1 protein-coding gene is annotated in these 1507 nt (G+C 48.5%); it reads right to left on the reverse strand.

The window, feature by feature from the left end:
* Positions 1–1082 (reverse strand): PAS domain-containing protein (locus tag QUA38_RS28860; RefSeq protein WP_333167940.1); only part of this gene is annotated, 1082 nt, incomplete at its 3' end.
* Between the last annotated feature and the right edge of the window lie 425 nt (positions 1083–1507).

Raw genomic sequence — 1507 nt, forward strand, 5'->3', positions numbered from 1 at the left:
AGCTCGTTTTGCAAGTCTAAAAGCTGTTCCTGCTTTTTTAATTTTTCGATCGCCAGCGCGTTGTTAATCGCGATCGCAGCTTGTTTTCCCATCACCCCCAGCAGTTGCTGAGTATGCGCGTCAATCGCTTTGCTGTCTTTCCCGTTGCCGATCGCTAACACACCCAAACGCCCGCTTTGCTCCGACTCGATCGCCGCTGCACAAGCCGCCGTCGGCAGCAAGCCTTTGCGGCATTCCGACCGCCACAGTACAGACTCTCCCGTCGCAAATGCTTTCCACAGCAGCTTGTTCTGCACGTGCGGGGTTTTGCCCTCACGAAAGTTGTCCGTGCCCCCGACAGCGCTGAGTTTGAGGCCGCTGCAATCGGACTCCAGAAAAGCAACTAGGCAAAATTCCGCTCCTGCGATCGCCTCCACAGTCGCGTCCGCGATGGCTTGCAACAATTCACCCCAATTACCCGCACGCTGGCTCAATATATTTGTAAACTGCTCTATCACCTGTAAATCCCGCCCAGCCTCTATTACTGTCGGAGCTTCGCACAATATTTCTGGTTTGAAGTTAGCTTCCGAGCACGCTTGATGGCGCCAAAACTCTGGTTCTGCTTGGGGCTCGGCTTGAGTTTGTTTGATCGGCTCCATATCTATGTAGGTTCCCACCCACTTCAAAACTTCCTGAGTGTCTAGATTAGCGGACCCTCCTCTTGCCAAGTTCCAGCGATAAGTACCCTCTCGCGTTTGCAGACGAAATAGAATTTCGTAACTTGGCGGTGAAAACTTAGAAGTGTGCGATCTCGCCAATAGACGAGGGCGGTCTTCTGGGTGAACCTGCGCCAGATAGCCGAAACCCAAAGCTGCTGCTGCTGGTACCCCGGTGTACTCCTCCCAGCGCTGACAGAAATAAGTCGCCCAGCCGTCGGCATTTGTTTTCCAAACTATGTGAGGAATTGCCGACCACAGGCGATCATCCTGAGTTTGGCAGTCGCCAACTTGCGGTTGGGAGGATGTTATTTCAGATACTTGGTGTAATATTTCCGAGTCGGAAAACTCCGACTCAAAAGACTTATTGCCGTGATACTGATTCATAAGAGGTTTTATCAATAAGCATTAGACTTGAGCCCTAACACCGGCTAAAGACTCGTGCTGCTAGCTTTATTGATTTTGACGGCCCAACTGCATCAAAATTTTTTATACTTCAAATCTATCTCGGTAGTGATATCTTTACCTCTATCAAGGGGCGGACAATGAGATAATTCAGTTAAACTGTTAAAACATTGAGAGCTTACCTGTCCCGATGAAGGCTCGTGCAGGCATCGCCGCAAAATAACTTAAAAATTAACTTGCATTCTTGGCGGCTGCATGAGTATGCTTACAAATGATGTGCAGCCTGTAAAACCCTAAATCAGGACACATTCTCAAATTTACTCAGTTTAGCTGAGTCAGTTGACGATATTTTAAAAGTTTAGCGGACTATTGGAAGAAAGATGAGTAAAATTCGCGTTGCTTTGATA

The sequence above is a fragment of the Microcoleus sp. Pol12B4 genome (genome assembly GCF_036701385.1).
Lineage (GTDB): Bacteria > Cyanobacteriota > Cyanobacteriia > Cyanobacteriales > Microcoleaceae > Microcoleus.